The sequence below is a fragment of the Aquimarina besae genome (assembly GCF_042434905.1).
Lineage (GTDB): Bacteria > Bacteroidota > Bacteroidia > Flavobacteriales > Flavobacteriaceae > Aquimarina.
On sequence record NZ_CP170199.1, the window covers coordinates 2,165,705 to 2,186,226 of the forward strand.

At 32.3% G+C, this 20,522-nt stretch carries 17 protein-coding genes; 12 read left to right on the forward strand and 5 right to left on the reverse strand.

Annotated elements, in window-relative coordinates; all coding sequences use genetic code 11:
• Positions 1 to 121: 121 nt before the first annotated feature.
• Positions 122 to 1,543, forward strand: coding sequence for an ArnT family glycosyltransferase (locus tag ACE94K_RS09425; protein ID WP_378183316.1), 1,422 nt, complete (start codon positions 122 to 124; stop codon positions 1,541 to 1,543).
• Here the strand turns inward: ACE94K_RS09425 and ACE94K_RS09430 are convergent.
• Positions 1,524 to 2,426, reverse strand: a complete 903-nt coding sequence (locus ACE94K_RS09430) for a glycosyltransferase (protein WP_378183319.1) — start codon at positions 2,424 to 2,426, stop codon at positions 1,524 to 1,526. The two genes, ACE94K_RS09425 and ACE94K_RS09430, sit on opposite strands and share 20 nt — an antisense overlap.
• Positions 2,427 to 2,608: 182 nt before the next feature.
• Here ACE94K_RS09430 and ACE94K_RS09435 point away from each other — a divergent pair, with 182 nt between their 5' ends.
• Together ACE94K_RS09435 and ACE94K_RS09440 are read left to right on the forward strand one after the other, a co-directional pair.
• Positions 2,609 to 3,361 carry a glycosyltransferase family 2 protein gene (locus ACE94K_RS09435; RefSeq protein ID WP_378183322.1) on the forward strand — a complete coding sequence of 251 codons (753 nt, stop codon included), beginning with the start codon at positions 2,609 to 2,611 and terminating at the stop codon, positions 3,359 to 3,361.
• Between the two features lie 6 nt (positions 3,362 to 3,367).
• Complete coding sequence (locus ACE94K_RS09440; RefSeq protein WP_378183325.1) at positions 3,368 to 3,763, forward strand: FdtA/QdtA family cupin domain-containing protein; 396 nt, start codon at positions 3,368 to 3,370, stop codon at positions 3,761 to 3,763.
• Here ACE94K_RS09440 and ACE94K_RS09445 read toward each other — a convergent pair.
• Both ACE94K_RS09445 and ACE94K_RS09450 read right to left on the reverse strand, forming a co-directional pair.
• Complete coding sequence (locus tag ACE94K_RS09445) at positions 3,746 to 4,690, reverse strand: glycosyltransferase family 2 protein (protein WP_378183329.1); 945 nt, start codon at positions 4,688 to 4,690, stop codon at positions 3,746 to 3,748. The genes ACE94K_RS09440 and ACE94K_RS09445 overlap by 18 nt on opposite strands.
• A gap of 4 nt (positions 4,691 to 4,694) precedes the next feature.
• The gene (locus ACE94K_RS09450; RefSeq protein ID WP_378183332.1) at positions 4,695 to 5,579 is read right to left on the reverse strand and encodes a glycosyltransferase family 2 protein; all 885 of its coding nucleotides are present in this window, start codon (positions 5,577 to 5,579) and stop codon (positions 4,695 to 4,697) included.
• A gap of 58 nt (positions 5,580 to 5,637) precedes the next feature.
• Between ACE94K_RS09450 and ACE94K_RS09455 the strand changes: the two genes are divergently transcribed.
• Positions 5,638 to 6,468 (forward strand): 2OG-Fe(II) oxygenase, encoded by an 831-nt coding sequence (locus tag ACE94K_RS09455; RefSeq protein WP_378183334.1) that lies wholly within the window; start codon positions 5,638 to 5,640, stop codon positions 6,466 to 6,468.
• Between the two features lie 8 nt (positions 6,469 to 6,476).
• On the opposite strand, the gene ACE94K_RS09460 is transcribed toward ACE94K_RS09455, so the two are convergent.
• Together ACE94K_RS09460 and ACE94K_RS09465 are read right to left on the reverse strand one after the other, a co-directional pair.
• Positions 6,477 to 7,442, reverse strand: a complete 966-nt coding sequence (locus tag ACE94K_RS09460; protein ID WP_378183337.1) for a class I SAM-dependent methyltransferase — start codon at positions 7,440 to 7,442, stop codon at positions 6,477 to 6,479.
• 19 nt (positions 7,443 to 7,461) lie between these two features.
• On the reverse strand, positions 7,462 to 8,145 hold the full coding sequence (locus ACE94K_RS09465; RefSeq protein ID WP_378183340.1) for a cell division ATP-binding protein FtsE: 684 nt from the start codon (positions 8,143 to 8,145) through the stop codon (positions 7,462 to 7,464).
• Positions 8,146 to 8,472: 327 nt separating this feature from the next.
• Here ACE94K_RS09465 and ACE94K_RS09470 point away from each other — a divergent pair, with 327 nt between their 5' ends.
• From ACE94K_RS09470 to ACE94K_RS09505, 8 genes are all read left to right on the forward strand, one after another.
• Entirely contained in the window at positions 8,473 to 9,696 is a 1,224-nt protein-coding gene (locus ACE94K_RS09470; protein ID WP_378183343.1) for an MBOAT family O-acyltransferase, read from the forward strand.
• Positions 9,696 to 10,625, forward strand: a complete 930-nt coding sequence (locus tag ACE94K_RS09475) for a hypothetical protein (RefSeq protein ID WP_378183346.1) — start codon at positions 9,696 to 9,698, stop codon at positions 10,623 to 10,625. Before ACE94K_RS09470 ends, ACE94K_RS09475 begins: the two co-directional genes overlap by 1 nt.
• Before the next feature lie 179 nt (positions 10,626 to 10,804).
• Entirely contained in the window at positions 10,805 to 13,822 is a 3,018-nt protein-coding gene (locus ACE94K_RS09480) for a tetratricopeptide repeat protein (RefSeq protein WP_378183349.1), read from the forward strand.
• A gap of 26 nt (positions 13,823 to 13,848) precedes the next feature.
• Positions 13,849 to 15,603 (forward strand): TonB-dependent receptor, encoded by a 1,755-nt coding sequence (locus tag ACE94K_RS09485; RefSeq protein ID WP_378183352.1) that lies wholly within the window; start codon positions 13,849 to 13,851, stop codon positions 15,601 to 15,603.
• A 623-nt stretch (positions 15,604 to 16,226) separates the two neighbouring features.
• Complete coding sequence (locus ACE94K_RS09490; RefSeq protein WP_378183355.1) at positions 16,227 to 18,092, forward strand: hypothetical protein; 1,866 nt, start codon at positions 16,227 to 16,229, stop codon at positions 18,090 to 18,092.
• Positions 18,076 to 18,678 (forward strand): hypothetical protein, encoded by a 603-nt coding sequence (locus ACE94K_RS09495; protein WP_378183357.1) that lies wholly within the window; start codon positions 18,076 to 18,078, stop codon positions 18,676 to 18,678. The genes ACE94K_RS09490 and ACE94K_RS09495 overlap by 17 nt, the downstream gene beginning before the upstream one ends.
• 83 nt (positions 18,679 to 18,761) lie before the next feature.
• Complete coding sequence (locus ACE94K_RS09500; protein WP_378183360.1) at positions 18,762 to 19,556, forward strand: thioredoxin family protein; 795 nt, start codon at positions 18,762 to 18,764, stop codon at positions 19,554 to 19,556.
• Positions 19,557 to 19,644: 88 nt separating this feature from the next.
• Positions 19,645 to 20,457, forward strand: coding sequence for a M23 family metallopeptidase (locus ACE94K_RS09505; protein ID WP_378183363.1), 813 nt, complete (start codon positions 19,645 to 19,647; stop codon positions 20,455 to 20,457).
• The last annotated feature ends 65 nt before the right edge of the window (positions 20,458 to 20,522 follow it).

Here is a 20,522-nt window from a genome sequence, read left to right on the forward strand (position 1 = left end):
GTAAGTAGTAGATTAGATAATGCATCACGATTCTGTAAAGTTATTTTCTCTCAAGATTCTGTTATAAGGATATCTTTTTTGAATTATGGTGAGTCTTATTATTTACAAAATTTCATCTCATATGAGTAATAGAAAATATATAGTTTTTCATATCCTAATTATATTGTTACTTCTTATCATTATTGCAGATAATTTATTCTCTGAGGGCATGTTTATGGATGGATCCATTTATGCCTCTATTTCTAAAAATCTTTCAAATAATATAGGTTCATTTTGGTATCCTCATTTTACAGAAACAATTGCTCCTCAATTTCACGGGCACCCTCCTTTGGCACTAGGATTACAGAGTGTTTTTTTTAATATTTTCGGAGATAGTATTTTTATAGAACGTTTTTATGGGCTAGGTATTCATATGTTAGTTCTTTTATGCATAATAGTAATTTGGAAAGAAATAGGAAATGATAAAAGCACTGCTTGGGTTCCTGTTTTATTTTGGTTTTCAATATACGCAGTTAGATGGGCTGTATCTAACAATATTTTAGAAAATACAATGATGTTATTTGTCTGTTTGTCAATAATTTTTTATCTCAAAAGCCAGAAAAAACATCGATACTTTTTTATAGTATTATCAGGTTTAGCCCTGTCCGCAGGGGTTTTAAGTAAGGGATTGACCTGTCTTTATTGTTGGTTTTTACCATTTTGGATCGGAGTTTTCAAAAAAGAATTCAACTTGAGGGATATAGTAAGCGATACTACAGTTTTGGTAAGTTGCACAGTTTTACCAATATTGTTATTATACCTAATATCTGGTGAAGCTGCTGATAGTTTGACCAAATATGTAGAAATTCAGATCATAAATAGTTTGAACAATGAAGTTACCGTAGATAGTCGTTTCTATATTATAAAATCATTTATGGTCGCAATACGTGAACCATTAATTGTTTTTCTTTCGTTACTTATTTTTATAAGATTGTTTGTTTCAAAAATTCATTTTTCCAGAAAACAAGTCCAAAAATCTCTACCCTTTTTAATAGTATCGTTTTTTGGAGTATTTCCCGTTATGATTAGTCTTAAACAAAGTTACATCTATATTATCACTGTGTATCCAATCTTTTCAATTGGATTGGCTTCGCTTATGGAGCCTTTACTTTTAAAAATGATGGAATTTATAAATACTAAAAAGAATCTTTTCAATCTTATTCTAATTGTAAATGTTTGTGCCTTATTTCTTGCTATACTGCAAATAAATAAAAATTTTGGAGCGATTAATAGCGACGTTAACATAATCAGGGATGTGCAGAAAATTATAAAAGTTGTGCCAGAAAATTCTACTATAAGCATTTCTCCTAATATGTATAATCAATGGCCATTACACGGATACTTTGCTAGATATGCTAATATTAGTTTGGATTCAGATATTCAAAAAAGCCATAGTTATTTTTTAACGCAGGACGACAGTGTTTTGAATGACATATCTAAAAAGTATGATGAGTTGGAATTGTCTTTAGGGAATTATCGATTGTTTATATTGAAACCGGAGTAAATTTTAAAAATTTAGTCTTGATATATAAACCAACATATTTTAGGGATAGTTGTAAATGTAAATTTTTGGTAACAATCTTCATTTCGTGAATTATTCTGTTTAAAAGTGCTTCTCGTTCTATAACATTCTCGATGAGTATAAAAGCTTTTTTGCAAACGATATAAGTAGCATTGTCCATACGTCTCTGTCTTTTATCACCAGACAAAAACAATGTGCTCAGTGAGTTTTTTAAAATTCTTTTTTTTACAACAACCGAATCCAGATAAATATAATCATAGTATCTGGAAGATCTAATCCAGAAATCGAAATCTTCGTATGCTAAAGACTCATCATAACCACATAATTCATCTAAAACTACCTTTTTGATCATCATCCCAACTGGATTTATAAAATAAGAATCTAGTAATCGAGCAAATACATCTCCTTCCTCCGGTTTTTCTATGGCTTCTCTCTTTTCATTTACCTCAAAATGGTATCCGATATGATTATTTTCTTCATCAATTAATTCTACATTACAAAAAGAAATACCTGGATTTAGATTGTTTTTAATATTAAAATTGCTTAGATGTTTCTCTATGAAATTAGGTAATAAAACATCATCTGTTGCTAAATCGACGATATAGGAACCATTAGCTCTTTTTAGAGCGTGATTAAAAGAACGGGTATTGCCTAAATTTTGCGTATTTTCTATGAAGATTATATCATCATAATTCTTAATCCATTCGTTGATTATTTTTCTCGAATTATCTAAGCTAAAATCATCAACAATAATAAGCTCTACGTTAGGATGGGTTTGATTAATAATAGAATCTAAGCATTCTTGAATGTATCTTTCATGATTGTAACAAAGACAGATTACGGAAACTAACGTAGAATGATGCATTTTTTTTAAGGAATAGTTTTAAAAACAAGATAAGAGAAAAAATGTGGTTTTAACAAAAATTAAAACTTATTATTGCTATTTATTTGCATATGAATCTATCAAAAGATAATCAGGTGGGATCCGTTGAATTTGAAATATTAATTTCTACCATGTTCAGGACTACCTTAATATTTCTCGAGGATATGTTTGCTGAAAAGGGTGACTATAGAAAATATAATATACTTGTTATCAACCAAACAAATCAAGATAAGATTTTGGTTTCTCCTTTGCCGAATATAAGAATTATAAACTCTTATGAACGCGGCACTACTAAAAGCCGAAATCTTGCAATAAAAAATGCTATTGGGAATGTATGTTTAATGGCAGATGATGATACAAAATATGTTCCTAACTTCAAAAATATTATTGTAGAGAACCATCAAAAATATCCAGATATGGATTTCCTTTCCTTTGAAGCTGTAGATGACCAATTAAAGCCTTTTACGATATATCCAAAAATAGGATTACATACTAAAAAAACATTACGATCTATTTATACATTAGTTATTACATTCAAAAGAACAAAGATAATTGAAGCTAATATTTTATATAATGAATACTTTGGATTGAATACCGTTTTCAATACTGGAGAAGAGTATGTATTTTTGAGAGGTGCGTATGATAAGGGGGTTAAAATTTTTCATGTGCCGATTGTCATTGTTTCTCACCCTCAAGAAACTTCTGGTAAGCTACAAGGAAGCGATGATATTATTTTTTCAAGGAGTGCTCTAAAATACAGGTATTATAAAGAAATTGCATATTTGTGGTTGGTAAAATATATATTCTTTTTAGTTCGTAAAAAATATATACGGCTAAATGAAATACCAAATAAATTTTTACATGGTATCAAAGGGATCCAAAAGTATAAAGAGCTAAAGGCTAGAGATAAAATTTAAAGATATATGGAAATTGAGATCATAGAAATTCCGAAAATAAAAGATTTACGAGGTAATATTGCGGTAATTGAGAATGATGTCATTCCATTTACAACGAAACGGGTGTATTATTTATATGATGTCCCCAGTGATGCTACACGCGGAGGACATGCTCACGTAAAGTTATCACAGTTTTTGATTCCGTTAAGCGGTAGTTTTGATGTGATTTTACACGATGGAATAGAACAATGTAAAGTAACTTTAAATAAACCGGACAAAGGTCTTTTAATAAAACCGGGAATTTGGAGAGAATTAGAGAATTTTTCATCTGGAGCCATCTGCTTGGTTTTGGCTTCAGAAATTTATCAAGAAGATGATTATATCAGAGACTTTGATCAATTTGTCTTATTTAAAACTAGATAAATGAATTCCAAAAAAATCGGTAATAGTAATTTGAATTTTTTTTAAAATTATTAAGATAACTCTTGGTTGTCTAATTAGAAATTGATGTTTCCAATTAAGGTTTTTATAATCGATATTGTTAGTATACTTTTTGGCAGTATCAAAATCTCCAGCCGCTCTGTATTGCAAGGCAATTGAATGTCTATTGGAGTCAAGATATTTTTTTAAGGATAGATTCGTTAGCTCCTCCTTCTTAAACTTAGAAAAGTTTAAGAATTTTTTTTCTGCAATATGTACTTGTTTGGATCTATTACTGGCATCTAGATTATGAACAGCAGTAATATAGGTGGCGAAAGCAACTTGATATTTTAGCGCAATACGAATCCATAAATCAGTATCTTCTCCGTGTGTAATCTTTGGGTCAAATCCGTTTAATGATATAAGTATATTTTTGGGTACAGCGGATACAGAAGAAGAGGCAATAGAATCAATACTGCTTGATTCGAAAAAATCATCAAGAATTTTAAAAGACTTACTAGTGGCAGTAATATTTTTAAAGCTGGCTATTAGAACAGATTTCTGGTTAAATCTTTTTTCATAAGAAGTACTGTACAATCCAGCGTTTGGGAATTTTTTGAATAATCTAGATAATATTTCTAGATGATTGGGATACCAAAAATCATCCGCATCCAGAAAAGCTATAAGTTTTCCGTTTGATTTTTCTATCCCCAAGTTTCGAGTATTAGAAACACCATTGTTCTCTGTGTAAAAATAATGTATCCTATTGTCATGAAATCTTTTCACAATTTTCTCACTACCGTCGGTCGAACCATCATTTATAATAATTAATTCGTAATCAGTGAAAATTTGATCAAGTGCTGACTGTATAGTGTTAGCGATATGCTTTTCTTTATTATATAGAGGAATAATGATGGAAAAGAATGGCATATAATTATTTTTGAATTTTTATAAAGTAATATAATCGATACAAATCAAAAAGGAATATGCTAGGTTTGTCTGATTTTATATTAGTAACAATACGATTCTCAAATTTATAAATTAACAAAAAAAACAAACCAGAAGTATAGGTTTTTTTGAGAAGCTTATAAGCTCTTTGTATAGGTCTATAGTTTTTAGGAATCTTTGATTCTTTTTGCAGGAACAAAGTTGTTTCTATGGAAAGCATTGATTTTGTTAAAAAGGAAGAATTTTTTTCAAGTCCTAAATGTATCGTAGGATTGTCAATGTGTAAAACCTTGGCTTCTTTTTGTTCTAGTAGATAAGAGAAATAAATATCTAATCCATATCTGTTTAAATCAATTTCTTTTAAAACTTCTAAACACATGTTTCTTTGAATAAGAAAATTTTGAGAAATAATAGAAGTATAGATGTTTTTATTCCTTTTGTCTACACTGTTTATTTCTTTTTTTCTACCATATAACCATCTAAGTTTTATGTCAGCATTGGGTTCATCGGATTGATAATCAACACCGCCAAAAATAATGTCAACATTAGTATTGATGTTTTTCAGGAGATTTCTTATAAAATCTTTTCGTTTCGGCATTACATCAGCATCTAGAAATAATAACCAATTGTATCTTGCCATCTTTGCTAAATTAAGTCTGGTAGCTGTTCGACCCAGATTGTTGGATTGAATGATGTATGAACAGTTGGGAATCAATTCCATTCCATGAAGGTTGATCAAATCAGGTCTTGTCGAACAATCATCAAGAATAATGATTTCATAGGTACAATCTAATGTTTTCAGCTGATGAAAAAGTTCTTGTACAAGAGGAGTCACATCATAATTATAAACAGGGATCAAAATTGATAACATTTAAGATGCTTTACTAGAAGTTTATAATTATTTTTAGGTCAAATTTGTAATTGGATACATGGGTCACCTCAACAGAGATAAAATAGCCGATCTTATTTTTTTAAAACTCAAAGATAATGAAGAAGTTTTAAAGAATCACTTTGATCATTCAAGATCGGGCATAGGATATTTTTATTTAGACAACCTTCTTCCTGAAGAAATAGCCAAGGATATTTTTGATAAATTTCCTTCAACTAAGGATGCAAAGGTCAAGAAAAGTATCAAAGAATACAAATATGTAGCTGCTCAAATGGATAAGTATCATCCTTTACTAGAGGAGGTGGTGTATGCTTTTCAGGACAGCAGAGTTGTGAGCCTGATAAGCGATATATGTAATTACAAAAATGTAAAACCTGACGAAAACCTGTATGCAGGAGGGATTTCTATGATGGGAAAAGGAAATTTTTTAAACCCTCATTTAGATAACTCTCACGATAAGGATGTTAACTTATGGCGAGTACTCAATTTATTATATTATGTTTCTCCTGATTGGCCTAATGATCATGGTGGTAATCTTGAGTTATGGTCAAAAGGACTAAAAAAGGATCCTATTACAATACATTCTAAGTACAACAGACTAGTGGTGATGGCAACACATAAAAACTCTTGGCATTCTGTGAGTAAGGTAGAAATTGATCAAGTGCGTTGTTGCGTTTCTAATTATTATTTTTCTGCAGAACCAATCGACTCGGATAAGTCTTTTCACGTAACTACTTTTAGAGCAAGACCAGGACAATATTTTAAAAACCAAATTCTAAAACTGGATTCATCAATACGAATGGGAGTAAGAAAAATATTCAAAAAGGGGATTCGAGAAAATCCACAAGTTTATAAAAAAGATGACTATTAAACAATTATTCATTTTTTTTTGTTTAGATATACTCCAAAAACAAAATCACTAGGGTTGTTTTTTAAGTACTCATCTTCAAATTCAAAAAGTCGACTAAGTACTTTTTCTTTTTCCTCATCCAATTCCATAAAGTGATGCGCTAAATCTTTAAGAACATTTGCTAATATATTACCACCGTATGAAGCTTCATACAATATTTGATAATTGTTATGAATTGAAGGTGTGATTTGTGAAGATTCTACACATTCTGAAGGATCCGCCAGAATCATTCTAATTATACCCGAACCATAAACTTTGTTCTTGTATAAGTCTAACTTAAATCTTTTTCTATAAGGTTTTGGAATTAAATGAAGAGCTTCGTTTATTTTGGTTATTTGATGTTTAGGAAATTGTAATCGATCAGGTCCAACAAATTCATCAATAATTAATTTCCCATTGTTTTTTAATTGCTCTCTTAAAAGTTGATCAATGTCTTTGAAGTGATGTAGAGATGCGTGAAAATAAACAATATCAAAATAATTTTCCGGAAATTCATAATCATATAAATTTTTAACTTTAAAGAAAATATTTTTTAGATTTTCTTCTGATGCTTTGATACTTGCTTGTTTGAGGAGGCGGTCGCTAATATCAATGCATAGTATTTCTTCAAAATTATGATATGTAGCAAAAGCAAGTTCGTGGGTACACAAGCCACTGCCTAGAGAAAGCATTTTTAGGTTTTTGTCTTCTCTAAAAAAACGTTTCATTACAAATTCTTCTGGTTCTGTATTAGGGTTTCCTGTTATTATTGTATTCCATCTTTTTCTAACTTTAGGAATGATCCACCAATTAGCAGACTGTATATTTAGTTCATTAAAAGCGCTCTTTGTCCTTTTGATGTTATTCAAGTTTAGTTTGGATGTGATAAATGGTAAGCCCCGTTGTCTAAACTTGGTATATGTTTCTATTATATCATCAAGGGTGATTAAACGCATTTATTTATTATTTTGAAAGCTATCCTTTTCGTTGTACGACTTCAAAAACTTTATTTCCTTCACACTTTAATGTTTTTGACGGGTATTTAAGAAGTAATGCATAATCATGTGTAGCCATCAGGATAGTATTACCATTTTTGTTAATGTCCTGTAGCACTTCCATAACTTCAACAGAAGTCTGAGGATCCAGGTTTCCGGTAGGCTCATCAGCTAGTATCAATTCCGGATCATTAAGTAATGCTCGAGCGATGGCTATACGTTGTTGTTCCCCACCGGATAATTGATACGGAAACTTAAAATCTTTGGTTTTCATTCCTACTTTATCCAGTACATTTTCAATCTTACTGTCCATAGCCTTTTGATCTGTCCAACCAGTAGCTTTTAGAACAAAAAGTAAATTGTCTTTTACCGTTCTGTCATTTAGTAATTTAAAATCTTGAAATACAATCCCAAGTTTTCTTCTTAGAAAGGGGATTTGATTTTCTTTTAAGGTGGCTAAGTCAAAATCAACAATACTTCCTTCTCCTTCAATTAAAGGTATATCTCCATAAAGCGTTTTCATAAAACTACTTTTTCCGGTACCGGTTTTTCCGATGAGGTAGACAAAATCTCCTTTGTTAACTTCTACATTAACATCAGATAAAATTAAACTTTCACGTTGGTAAATCGAAGCATTTTTAAGACTTAAAACCGGATCGGACATAGATTGATATTCTGAATTTATTAATTTTAGTAAAAGTAAAAAGTTTAGACTACATTGTATTTATTAAAAATGTTTTTTTATCCACGTTGATTTTAAGTATTTTTCCAGAGAATTCATAGTCTATACATTTTGCAATTTAATACTGTTGATTTTGCGTTATTTTTTCCAATCGTTTTTGTGTTATATTGGTTTGTATTTAGCAGCTCCATTAAAATTCAAAATGTTTTTCTTCTTATAGTTAGTTACCTATTTTATTCTTTTTGGGATTGGCGATTTTTATCCTTAATTTTTTTAAGTTCAATTATTGATTTTATAGTCGGTAGACAATTGAAAACCAATTTAGAAACTAAAAGAAAGCTACTTTTGGGAGTGAGTCTATTCTTTAATCTAGGTGTTCTTTTTGCGTTTAAATACTTTAATTTCTTTATAGAAACGTTTACAGAGGTCTTTTTGTTATTCGGTAGACCTATATCTTACAGTTCAGTGCAACTTGTTCTTCCTGTTGGGATAAGTTTTTACACTTTTCAGACATTGAGTTATACCATAGATGTTTATCGAAAGAGAATCCAGCCTACAGAAGATGTGGTTTCATTTTTTGCATTTGTTTCATTTTTTCCTCAACTGGTAGCCGGACCTATAGAAAGAGCCTCGAATCTTTTACCACAGTTTCAGAAAAGCAGAATCTTTAATTATACCAAAAGTGTAGATGGATTGCGATTAATCTTGGGTGGCTTGTTTAAAAAAATGGTGATTGCAGATAACTGTGCGCTGATCGTCAATAATATTTTCGAAAATTATACAGATTATTCGGGCAGTACTTTGCTTTGTGGAGCCATATTTTTTGGATTTCAGATTTATGGAGATTTTTCAGGGTATTCCGATATTGCCATTGGTACTGCAAGATTACTAGGGTTTGACTTAATGAAAAATTTTAATTTTCCGTATTTATCAAAGAACCTTACAGAGTTTTGGAGGCGCTGGCATATTTCACTTTCTACCTGGTTTAGAGACTATGTGTATATACCTTTAGGAGGTAATCGAGTTTCAAATTACAGATTGATCTTCAATATCTTGGTTGTTTTCTTAGTAAGTGGTCTATGGCATGGTGCTAATCTTACTTTTGTGTTTTGGGGGTTAATTCATGGAATTGTATTGATAGTTACTGTTTTTGTAGGTAAGTATACAAAAGTAGAAGCCTTGCTTGAAACCCAAAAATCAGTTTTTATTGATCTTTTAAGAATCGGAATTACTTTCTTTATAGTTACCATAGCATGGGTGTTTTTTAGAGCAGAAACAATAACAGAAGCTTTTGGATATTTAGGTCAAATCTTTTCGAAATCATTATTCTCCATGCCTCAAGGAAATAAAAAGTTTTTATTGTTTTTGGTTTTATACATTTTTATCGAGTGGATTCAAAGAGATAGAAGCCATCTGTTAGACATATCCTATATAAAACTTAAGCCTATAAAATATCTTATTTATTATCTTATTGTTTTTATGATTTTTTATTTTGGTGCAGAGCTACAAACATTTATTTATTTTCAATTTTGATGCAAAAGTTTCTGAAAAGGTTGTTCTTATTTTTACTACCCATTATAATCGCGTGGGGTGGATTAGAATATTTTTATCGCCAGGTAGAATCCAACTATTCTTATAAGCATAAAATGGTTACGAAACATTATGATGAAATAGAAACGCTGGTACTGGGAGATTCTCACGCTTTTTTCGGTATGAACCCAGAATTTATAACTTCAGAAGCCTTCAATTTATCCCTTATAAGTCAATCCTTATACTTTGATGAATTACTTTTTAGTAAACATCATGATAGCCTTACAAGCCTTAAAAATCTCGTGCTGACCATTGGTTATTATACTTTAAGTCAGCCCAAAAATGTGAAAGGTGATACTTGGCGTAAATATTTTTATTATAATCAAATGGATATTAAAGCGCCCATTGTCTCTGACTTTGATATTAGAAAATACAGTTTGGCACTTTGCAAAAGATTTAGTTGGTCGTCTGAACTGGTAAAGAAATATATACAAGAAGGTACTATAGTTAGTTGTGATGAAAATGGATGGGGTACTTATTATGTTGATAAAGGACAGATAGATTTACATACGCATGCGTTACAAAGAGCAAAAAGTCATGAAGATAGTTTGATGGATTTTAGCCAAAATATCATCAAACTTCAATCTATAATTGACCGATGCAAGGCGATAGGCTGCAAAGTTTATTTAGTTGAAATGCCAGTTCATAAAGATTACATTACTGCCTTGAATCCCGAAAAATGGAATAAAATTGAATCTGTCTGTAAGACACTAGAATCCAATAACAGGAATACCACTTATATCAATTTACGGGATGATTATAGACTAGAAGATTCAGATTTGTATGATGCAGATCATTTAAACCAGCAAGGTGCTAAAAAATATACGCAAATCATAAATGAAATTATATCTGATTCAAAAAATGGCTTCTGATGTAATTATCTCCAAAATATTTCGTTATTAAGATGAAGATTAGGCTATCTTTAACACAAAATTTATTCGCGGGAAACGATATTTACTTTAAGAAAAATTGGTCAAGGAAAACCTTGAGATTTCTATTAAATCGGTATTCTGGTATAAACCGGAATTCAAACCTTGAAAGAAATATTTACATGAACAAATACATCACTTTGATGCTTTTTGTAGCGATCCTATCTTCAAAGATTTCTGCGCAACAATCGGCAATTTACACCCACGAATTAGTACTGTTTAATCAGGCACTGGAACTTTATAATAATAAACAATTTCTGGCAGCACAGAACTTGTTTGATAAAGTTCGGGATGTCGTAGATGATGAGAATATTGATGCAGAATGTACCTACTACATTGCTAATTGTGCGGTATGGCTTAATCAAAAAGGAGCAGATGCGTTGATGGAAGAATTTGTGATACAATATCCTACTAGTATCAAAAGAAACGCTGCATATCTCGATGTGGCTAATTATTATTTTGATAATGGAAAATACGCGTACGCACGTAAATGGTATGATAAGGTAGATGAAGGTAATATGAGCCGTGCTGAAAAAGAAAAATTTAATTTCAATAATGGGTATGCATACTTTAAAATCCAACGATTTAATGAAGCCAAAAAATTCTTGACAAAAGTCGAAGAAACAGACAAGTATGGTGCGCAAGCAAAGTATTATCTTGGTTTTATAGCTTATGAAGGAGATAATTATCAGGAAGCGGATAAATTGTTTGATGAGGTAAAGGATCTGGATAAATACAATAAGAATTTGTCGTATTTCCAGAGTGATATGAATTTTAAATCCGGAAAATTTCAGGAGGCCATCGATGATGGATTAAGGCAGTTACCTACATCAAAACCTTCAGAAAAATCTGAATTAAACAAAATCATAGGTGAGAGTTATTTCAACTTAGGACAATATGATAAAGCGATTCCGTATCTGAAAGCTTACAAAGGCCGAAAGGGCAAATGGAACAATACTGATTACTATCAATTGGGATATGCCTATTACAAAGGGGGTGATTATATCAATGCTATTTCAGAATTTAATAAAATTGTTGATGGGCGTAATGCTACTGCACAGAATGCCTATTACCATCTTGCAGAATCTTATCTGAAAACAAATCAAAAGCAACAGGCTTTAAATGCTTTTAAAAATGCTTCAGAAATGGATTTTGAAGCTAAAATTAAAGAAGACGCTTTGTATAACTATGCAAAACTGAGTTACGAGATTGGTAACTCGTATGAGAGCACTCCAAAAGTGTTATTGTCTTATGCTGAAACATATCCTAATTCTGAGTTTAAAGAAGAAATACAAGAGTTATTGATCAGTTCTTATATCACTTCTAAGAATTATAAAGAAGCGATGGATCTGTTAGAGGGTAGCCGCAATTTTGAGGATAAAATAGTGTATCAAAAAGTGGCTTATTTTAGAGGAGTAGAGTTGTTTAATGAAGCTAATTATGCAGATGCAAAAGTGTATTTTAATAAATCGTTGGCACAGCAAACCGATCCGAGATTTACCGCAAAAGCAATATATTGGAAAGCAGAATGTGATTATTTGCAGAATGATTTTGAAGAAGCATTAATTGGATTTAAACAATTCAAAGGAAGTGAAGGTGCTTCAGCCACCAGTGAGTATGCCCAAATAGACTATAACATAGGATATACATATTTTAAATTAAAACAATATTTACAAGCCGCAGAATTCTTTGATACCTATTCTAAAAAAAGAGGTGTTGATGAGATACGACTAACGGACACATATCTTAGACTTGGAGATAGTCATTTTATTTCCAGTAAATATTGGCCGGCGATGGAAGCTTATAATAAGGCCATAAAAAATGGTGGTCCGGATTCAGATTATGCCCATTACCAGAAGGCGATTAGTTATGGCTTTGTAAAGAAGAATGATAAGAAAATCAGTGATTTGGAACTATTTCTGAAAAAATATACGCGTTCTACCTATCGCGATGACGCCTTTTTTGCCCTGGGTAATACGTATATTGCTGAAAATCAAACCCAAAAAGGGATAGCAGTATATGATCGATTGGTGAAAGAGATGCCCAGGAGTTCTTATGTGCCCAAAGCATTACTAAAACAAGGATTAATTTATTATAATAGTGATCAGGGGAGTAGTGCTTTAACCAAATTTAAACAAGTAGTAGCAGATTATCCTGGGACGGATGAGGCAGTACAAGCTGTAAATACAGCTAGATTGATCTATGTGGATTTAGGTAGAACAGAGGAATATGCTAGCTGGGTAAAAGGTTTAAGTTTTGTAGATGTAACAGATGCAGATCTTGATAACACTTCTTATGAATCAGCAGAAAAACAATTTTTAGAGAATAATGATAATGCAGCTATTACAGGTTTTCAGAAGTACCTAGCAGAATTTCCGAACGGGCTTCACGCATTAAAGAGTCATTTTTACTTGGCGCAGTTGCTTTATAAACAAGGAGACAAACTAGCCACCATTCCACATTATGAATTTGTTTTACAAAAAGAACGGACGGAATTCACAGAGCAGGCATTAGCACGATTATCACAGATTTATCTGGAAAACCGTAACTATACACAAGCTATTCCGGTTTTAGAACGACTAGAAGCAATAGCGGATTTTCCACAAAATATCATATTTGCTCAATCGAATTTAATGAAATCTCATTATCAATTGGTGCATTATCAGGAAACTATCGCATATGCCGAAAAAGTTTTGGACAATCCAAAAATTCAAAATGACGTAAAAAGTGATGCACAAATATTTATTGCACGTGCAGCGTTACAAACAGCTAATGATGCCAGAGCCAAACAAGCGTATGCTGAGGTTAGAAAAATCGCTACTGGAGAACTTGCTGCAGAAGCCTTGTATTATGATGCTTATTTTAAAAGTAAAGAAGGTAATTATAAGGCATCTAATGAAACTGTACAAAAGTTAGCAAAAGACTATTCGGGTTATAAATTATACGGATCCAAAGGCTTAGTTCTAATGGCTAAAAATTTCTATGGATTAGAAGATGCCTATCAAGCCACCTATATTTTAGAAAGTGTGATCAAAAACTTCACGGATTATCAGGATGTGATTGATGAGGCTAGATCCGAATTGAAAAAAATCAAAGCCGAAGAAGCAAAAACTAATTCATCCATCCAAACCGAACAATAATAATCAGTTATAAACTCGAGATATTTATGTCCAGATATATCAAGAAATTAATTTCTTTTACCTGTGTTTTTGCGTGTGGTATTGCTACAATTACTTCTCAGGAAAAAGAAAAAGAAGAAGAGAAAACCATAGAAACAGAGCGTGTGGTTATTGTAAAAACGTATACACCAACAATTAGTGATGCGTTTAAAGTAAAGTCCACGCCGATCCTCAATGATTCTGTTACCCAAAAGAAAAAACAGCTACGATATAGTATTTTTTCAGTTCCTGTGGCTTCTACATTTACACCTGCAAAAGGTAGAGCAGCTAATATAGATCGACCCAAAAAAATACCGTTGTATGATAATTATGCAACCTTAGGATTTGGTAATTTCACCTCGGTATTAGCAGAGTTTTATAGTAATTTTCAGATCAACCGAACGGATAATATGGGGTTGTATTTACATCATAATTCATCACAAGGGGGGATTGAAGACGTACAACTGGATGATAAGTTTTATAATACTTTTTTAGATCTTAATTACACATCACGTACTAAGGATTTTACATACGGAATAGAAGTAGGAGCAGAGCACCAATTGTATAATTGGTATGGCTTGCCGGAAATTCCTGTATTGACACAAGCAGAAATTGATGCAATTGACTCCCAACAGAATTATTTTGGGGCCAAGTTGGGAGGTAAATTGCAGTTTGATGATTTATATTTTAAACGAGCTTCTCTAAATTATCGTTATTTTGGAGATGCATTGAGTACGGTAGAACATCACGCGGTATTTACACCAACATTCGAGTTTGAAATTGCAGACGAATTGATTACTACTGATTTTATTATTGATTATTTAGGAGGAAGCTTTGACCGACCACTGGACTTGGTATTACAAACACCTAATGATTTCAGCATTCTTAATTTGGGAATACAACCTAGTTTGGTTGTATTGAGAGATAACTTAACTCTAAACCTGGGAGCAGCTGTATTTTATAGTATTGATAGTCAGAATAATGATAACAACTTTTTCATCTATCCAAAAGTTACTGCTTCGTATCGATTGCTGGATGAAGCTGTAATTGCGTACGGTGGTTTAGAAGGAGGATTAAAGCAAAATACCTATAGAGATGCAGTAAAGGCTAATCCATACGTCTCACCAACCTTGTTCTTAACGACCACGCACAATCAATTTGATGCCTATGTAGGATTAAAAGGAAAAATCTCTGATGTAGTAAGCTATAATTTTAGAGGAGGCTATGCCTCTGAAGATGATAAAGCTTTATTCGTTAATAATAGACCACAAACCATACGATTAGAGGGCTATGACTTCGGAAATTCTTTTGCCTATCGCTATGATGATATATTAACACTGAGTGGATATGGAGAACTGAATTTTAATATCAATAAAAAGTTTAAGCTCGGTGTTTCTGCAGAATATTTTAGTTATAATACTGATGATGAGCAGGAAGCTTGGAATTTACCGGAGCTAAAAGCATCTGCCTTATTAGATTATCAGATCACAGATCAATGGTTTGCCGGTGCTCAATTGTTTTATGTAGGAGAACGAAATGATATCGATACAACTATTGCTTTTGCACCACCAACTCCGGAAGCGACGATAACCTTGGATAGTTATTTTGATGCCAATGTAAACCTGGGATATCGATTTAATGATAAGTTATCTGTTTTTCTAAAAGGAAATAATCTTGCCGGGCAAAACTACGAGCGTTGGGTAAACTTCCCGGTGCAAGGAATACAAGTGTTAGGTGGTGTGACGTATAAGTTTAATTACTGATAATTGTACTATCAGATCGAGCGGAGTCGAGATCTAGTTTGTATTTATTAGTTAGGATTTGGTATAGGGAGATCTAAAGTAATCAGTAATTCAACTTAAGGAGGACAGTTGTCGAAGTGTTGTCCAGGTAAAATTTTTCTCCACTACTATTTTGAGAAACATCTTCACCCAGCCTCTTCTTCTTGGGAGAGGAGCTAAAAAGCCTCCCTTAGAAGGGAGATTTAGAGGGATGTTTTTATATGAACCGGAATCCACAGCTTATAGGAACTTTTTACTCCCACAAAATCCAAAATCTGACATTTTTAAAAGAAAATATCCCTCGTGTTTTAGGGAAATTGTTAAGATAAAAGAGGGTTGTTAGGTTTTTTTTGAACAGTTTTTTTAGATTTTTTAATGTTTAAATTATTGTTTATCAAATATTTAACAGCTGTTTTTTTTGGAACAGTTTTTGGTTTTACCTACTGTGAAAAAAAAGTTAATTTTTACGGAAAACCGTAACCGAGGTATGTCTTTTTGTAATTATTTTAGCAACCGGAAAAATTAAGTAAAAATTAAATTGTGATTGGATGAAATTCTAACAATTAGACAAGAATTCCATCTGAGCCCTAAAGTAAATTAAACAGATGAAAAAACAAGTGAGATTACAACCATTCTTGGTTGTACTAGCCAGTGTGCTATTATGTCTATCGGCATGCCAAAAAGATGATGTAACAACCATAGAAGATACATCAGTAAATCAAAAAGGAACGATTGTAAACACAGTATCAGTTAGTGATGTTCCTGCACTACAGAATTTTATGGCAACCAAAATGAATGGGTTACCCCAAAAATCTGCTGGTAGTGGTAGTTATGTAGAGACTTCTTTTGGTAAAATACCGTTAGAAAATGTGATGGAAGTAATAGATATCGATGATAATACCAATTACACTTTTAAGATCTATCCGGACAACCCCACGCCACATACTTTTTATAATTTAATAGTAAACCCATCAAAAGATGGAAGTGATCCGGTTGCTTTGGTGTTAGAATATAAAATGACCAAGGAATTTGCCAGCGATTTATTCTTTGGTAGAAAGCGAATCGATGAATTTGAAGGTGAGATAAACAAATACTCTTTAGATACTTTTATAAATCAGGGTATTTCTAAATCGGTAGATTTGCCTTGTCCGTGTGCAGAGGTAAATGTTTCTAGTGATACTTCTAATACGTTAGGAGGAGGATTTGGTGGCGGATCCGGTTCAGGAACTGATGACTCTGATCCTGATAACACGGGAGAATCAGGGGATCCTTATACGGGCGGAACAAGCACAGGTGGCACCAACGGAGGCGGTGGTGGTTGCAAAATAAGAGTGGTTTTAGAATGTTCAGGCGGAAGTCGGGATTTACCGCCAGATTGGCCACAGGGACCTATTTGTGTTACCACAGGGATTTTTATAGACTGCCCTGCTAGTAAAAGTAATATTGCAAAAACAGAAGATTGCCCTATTACAGACACAGGGGATTGCCCTAATACAACCGGAGAATTTGGAATCAATGAATTGGATTTGGTAGAATTTTTAGAAATTACGGATTTTAAAGTACGTTTTGCCTTGTTTTTTGATGCCAATCAAGATTTAGTCAATACTATGGGTAATTTTTTATGGCGTTTTAAAAGTGATGCTACTACAGTAGAAATTGCAAGAGAAGCGAATAATGAAATTGCAGAAGACTTTGCCTATGAAGAAATTACCAAAGAACAGGCAATTGCCATTATCAATAGTGAGGAGTTTTTAACTCAAATAACTGTTCAAATAGAAGATCCTTGCCAGAAACTAATTGTGGCTGATGCTAAAAATGTAAATTCCGATATCAATACATTACTTTTTAGTATTTTCGATACCGATAATAGTAAAGTAGATCTTCAATATATAGAAGATGATTTAAATGAATTGGGAACAACTGGTATTTATCCTGATTGTAGTTCTGGTAGATGTTTATATACTGTTAGATTAGATAAAGATTATTTATCACAAGGTACGGACTTATCTATCGTTACAACAGTAATACACGAGAATATACATGCGATACTATCGTTTGCTGCACATAACAATTTATTAGATTACAATGAAGATGCTACTTTAGCTGAATTAGCAGAGGTATATGCTATATTTATGGCAAGTACAGATGTTTTACAAATACGAGAGACAGGCGATACTACAGTAGATTTGCAACATAAGTATATTGCAAATTTGGTTGAGCAAATATCTAACGCAGCAAAGATTTATGGTGAACAAAGAGGATATGATTTTGATGATGATTTTTATGATGCGATTGCTTGGACTGGATTAACCGGTATTGAGAGTTTTCATGAAATAATTCAAGAAGAAGAAAAACGGGATGAAATAATTGCTATTTTAATAGCAGAAGAAAGTAATGAGCCTAGTGAATATGGATCAGCATCAGCAACACCTAAAGGAAGTCCAGCATCAGAATATGAAGAATGTGAATAGTTTTTATATAAGTAAGAGGTTTTTATCAGTTATTTTATTGTTTCATTTCTCGTTTCTCGTTTTCTCTCAGAATAGTGAAATTAAAGAAGAAGATGAGGTTAATCATATTATTGAGGACTTTTTATGGAATGAACTAAAAGTGTCTTTAAAAAATAGTGATAAAACAAAAAAGATAGAGTTTTGGATATTAGAAGAAGATTGGTTTATAGAATTCTTTAGGAAAGAGAAATTTAAAAGATTTGGACTCTTAAAAAAATTTCCCGATAATTATAAAAAGCTTTTTGATAATCATAAGATTCAATACTATATCAAACAGCTTGATATAAGATCACAAAGTCCTATACTAATAGACGGAGAAGCCCTAAAAAAACTGGGCATAAAAAAAATTTCAAAACCTACCTCAAAAATATATGAGGTAGGTTCTAAAAAGATAGCAATCACAATCCCTTTATTTAGTAAGGATAAGCAATATGCTTTTTTCTATTACGATAAAATCGATGGATTGGAAGGAATTATGGTTTACAAAAAAACTACTACTGGAAAAAGTGGATGGACACCATATGCTATTCATTTTCCCGGAGGGTAGTTTTGATTACTTGTGAGTACATAAAATTTATCAGATACCATAATAATAAAAAATTACTTGAGATTAATCCCCAAAATTATATTATGAAGAATATAATTGTATTGCTGTTATTACTAATTACAGGTTATGGATTTGCACAAACCAATTGGGTATATGATATCAAAGTTGCACAGACCATAGCACTGCAACAAAACAAATTGATCATCGCTGATTTTTGGGCAACCTGGTGTGGTCCTTGCAAACAAATGGATAAAAAACTTTGGAACACCCAAGAAATGGCCGCATTATCCAATAAATTTGTTTTCCTAAAGATCAATATTGATCAGGAAAAAGCTTTGTCAGAACGTTTTGATGTGACTTCGATTCCCTATGTGGTTTTGATGGATGCATCCCAGGAACAAATATGGAGTAAAAGAGGGTTTTCTAATGCGAAGCATTACCTAAATGAGTTTAAAAAGATTCCGGTGGCTACTCAAAACTTTTCTAAGAGCTTACTACCGATTGTAAAAAAGAGAAACAGTAGTTTGGCACTTTTCAATATGGGTCTTGCTTATCAGGAAACTGCAAGAACATTAAAAAATACCAATATGAAATTTGCTTTTTTAAAAGTAAGTGATAACTATTTTGAGCAAATTATTGATAAAAGTAAAAATGAAAATTTAGTACAGAAAGCTTTATTGCACCGTCTACTCAGTAAAGCATATGTTGGTAAGTCAAAAAAAGTATTGAAAAAGTTAGAGAAACTTACCGTAAATGAAGCCAATAAAGAACTAAAGTGTTTTGTAAAAGCTTACTGTTACAAAAATCAAAATGATAAGGAAGCTTTGATCGCTATAAAAGAAGAGATCAACGATCCCGAGTTTTTGAGTATGTTGTAAATGATCTTTGAATGGATAAAGACTTTCTTTATTGGTATTTCCCAAATAAAAACCCTATTTTATCCTTGTAATTGGAAATGCATTGAACATGAAGAGCGTTATTTTTTGGATGTTAGGTCTACTAACAGTATCCACTTTGGCCCAGGAAAACTTTAAGGTATATTATGAAGAAACTGATAACGGATATACCATCTATGCAGATAATGGTGAGTTTTGCCCGGTTTCTGTAGAAATTGATTTCAAAATAGAGAATCTTACCTCTAGTATTGGCGATATCAAAATTATAGAAGTTCCGGAACAGACGACCAAATTCTATATTGCAGACCTAACCGTAGTCGATAGAAAAAAGGCCATCAGATTAGGATTTAGTGTACGCTATAATCACGGCAATCATTTACAAAAATCCTATGATACAGATTATGCGTATCATTTACCTTATAAAAAAGGAACTGAGCATATGGTAACCCAAGGATATAATGGAACAATTTCTCATGCAAATGAATATGCATTGGATTTTAGGATGCCGGTCGGTACACCTATATACGCATCCAGAGATGGTAGGGTAGTGCTGGTAGAACAAAGTTTTAATAAAACCTGTACCAATGCTGATTGTGCTAAGTTTAATAATTATATTCTGGTATACCATTCTGATGGAACCTTTGCAGAATATACACATATCAAAAAAGATGGTGCTAAAGTACAGCCAGGTGATGTTATAAAAAAAGGTCAGCATATTGGATATAGCGGCAATGTTGGATGGTCTACAGGTCCGCATCTGCATTTCATCGTATTTCTACAGCGATTTAATGATCGAGAGACATTACCAACAAAGTTTCTTATAGGCAATGGTAAGCAACTAACCCAGCTTGAAGAAAAGAAAGTATATAGTAAAACTTATTAAGTTAACCTATCATCTTAATTAGTTAAAAAGATAGAGGTGTTGATCTACAAAAACGGTAAATGTGT

Coding starts and splice junctions, on each gene's coding strand:
- ACE94K_RS09460 (WP_378183337.1), bottom strand. CDS start 7,442: ATGCGTTTAATCACCCTTGATGATATAATAGAAACATATACCAAGTTT.
- ACE94K_RS09500 (WP_378183360.1), top strand. CDS start 18,762: ATGAAGAATATAATTGTATTGCTGTTATTACTAATTACAGGTTATGGA.
- ACE94K_RS09430 (WP_378183319.1), bottom strand. CDS start 2,426: ATGCATCATTCTACGTTAGTTTCCGTAATCTGTCTTTGTTACAATCAT.
- ACE94K_RS09425 (WP_378183316.1), top strand. CDS start 122: ATGAGTAATAGAAAATATATAGTTTTTCATATCCTAATTATATTGTTA.
- ACE94K_RS09490 (WP_378183355.1), top strand. CDS start 16,227: ATGAAAAAACAAGTGAGATTACAACCATTCTTGGTTGTACTAGCCAGT.
- ACE94K_RS09485 (WP_378183352.1), top strand. CDS start 13,849: ATGTCCAGATATATCAAGAAATTAATTTCTTTTACCTGTGTTTTTGCG.
- ACE94K_RS09455 (WP_378183334.1), top strand. CDS start 5,638: ATGGGTCACCTCAACAGAGATAAAATAGCCGATCTTATTTTTTTAAAA.
- ACE94K_RS09475 (WP_378183346.1), top strand. CDS start 9,696: ATGCAAAAGTTTCTGAAAAGGTTGTTCTTATTTTTACTACCCATTATA.
- ACE94K_RS09480 (WP_378183349.1), top strand. CDS start 10,805: ATGAACAAATACATCACTTTGATGCTTTTTGTAGCGATCCTATCTTCA.
- ACE94K_RS09505 (WP_378183363.1), top strand. CDS start 19,645: ATGAAGAGCGTTATTTTTTGGATGTTAGGTCTACTAACAGTATCCACT.
- ACE94K_RS09465 (WP_378183340.1), bottom strand. CDS start 8,145: ATGTCCGATCCGGTTTTAAGTCTTAAAAATGCTTCGATTTACCAACGT.
- ACE94K_RS09440 (WP_378183325.1), top strand. CDS start 3,368: ATGGAAATTGAGATCATAGAAATTCCGAAAATAAAAGATTTACGAGGT.
- ACE94K_RS09450 (WP_378183332.1), bottom strand. CDS start 5,579: ATGTTATCAATTTTGATCCCTGTTTATAATTATGATGTGACTCCTCTT.
- ACE94K_RS09445 (WP_378183329.1), bottom strand. CDS start 4,690: ATGCCATTCTTTTCCATCATTATTCCTCTATATAATAAAGAAAAGCAT.
- ACE94K_RS09495 (WP_378183357.1), top strand. CDS start 18,076: ATGAAGAATGTGAATAGTTTTTATATAAGTAAGAGGTTTTTATCAGTT.
- ACE94K_RS09435 (WP_378183322.1), top strand. CDS start 2,609: ATGTTTGCTGAAAAGGGTGACTATAGAAAATATAATATACTTGTTATC.